The sequence below is a fragment of the Streptomyces sp. WAC05292 genome, from assembly GCF_003949955.1.
Taxonomy (GTDB): domain Bacteria; phylum Actinomycetota; class Actinomycetes; order Streptomycetales; family Streptomycetaceae; genus Streptomyces; species Streptomyces globosus.
Genome location: NZ_RPSE01000754.1, coordinates 1 through 1,087 on the forward strand (window position 1 = coordinate 1; position 1,087 = coordinate 1,087).

Annotated in this window: 1 protein-coding gene and 1 pseudogene; both read right to left on the bottom strand. The window is 72.1% G+C overall.

Features of this window, described 5'->3' with window-relative positions; translation table 11 throughout:
* Positions 1-40: 40 nt before the first annotated feature.
* On the bottom strand, positions 41-820 hold the full coding sequence (locus EF903_RS32850) for a DUF4239 domain-containing protein (RefSeq protein ID WP_125548566.1): 780 nt from the start codon (positions 818-820) through the stop codon (positions 41-43).
* 64 nt (positions 821-884) lie between these two features.
* Positions 885-1,087: pseudogene (locus tag EF903_RS34900) on the bottom strand (hypothetical protein); the annotation flags it as partial.

The window sequence follows — 1,087 nt, forward strand, 5'->3', positions numbered from 1 at the left end:
CGCCGCCTCCCCGCCGCCGGGGAGCCGCTCCCGCTCCCGCTCAGGCCTTCGCCGCCATCGCCGCCGCTCGGGGGAACAGTTCCTGGAACGGGCTCGCGGAGTCGATCCCGCCTCGGCCGTACGGGGCGTCGAAGCTCCAGACCAGGAACAGCAGGAAGACGATCAGTGCGGTGAACATGCCGGCCAGCAGGAGTTCGCGGCTTGAGCGGCGGATCTGGAGCGTGAAGATCAGGCCGATCGTGACGATGCCGCCTGTCAGGAGGCCGAACCACACCACGTCCGGCAGGGTCGACTCGTCGCTCTGGACGCGCGAGTGGCGGGCGTCGTCGGCGGTGGCGATGTGGTCCAGCAGCGGCTGGTAGGCCTGGGCCTGGAGCTCGGTCGCGGGGCTCTGGTGGGTGACGTCGCTGCGCAGCTTCGCCAGCAGTTCGCCGCCTTCGGCGGACGCGGTCTCGCCCCCGGTCAGCTTCGGCCAGTCGACGGCGACGGTGTGGGCGACGTAGGCGTCCACCTCGCCGCGGATGCGGTCCCGGACGGCAGCCGGGTAGACGTCGGCGCGCTGGCTTACCTCGTACAGCGCCTGCGCCTCGCGGCGCACGCTGTCCTCGGCGGCGCCGCGCGCCTCCCAGACGCCCGCGATGGCGAGGCCCAGGACGATCGCGTAGACCACGCCGACCATCATGGTCATGTACTCGATGACGTTGGGCGTTTCGCTGGTGTCCTCGTCCGGGGAGACCCGGCGGTGCCGGAGCGCGGTGAAGGCGAAGACGAGGGCGCAGACGAGCACCATGGCGGTGGCCAGGACCAGCCATTCGGACACGAGGGGTTCTCCCGTCGGGTTGTCGGGTAGTCGGGTCGGTTGGTGGGGGCGCGGACGCCGGGCGTCAGCCGCGCCCCTTCGAGCGCGGTCGCAGGGCGGCCGCGGCGAGTACCGCCGGGGTGGTCACGACCGCCATGATCATCACGGTGGACAGGTCTCCCGCCTCGCGCGGAGCCGCCGCGTGTGAGCGGTACGGGCGCACCCGGAAGGCGGTCGTCCGCGCGAGGCGGGAGACCTGTCCACCGTGATGATCATGGCGGTCGTGAC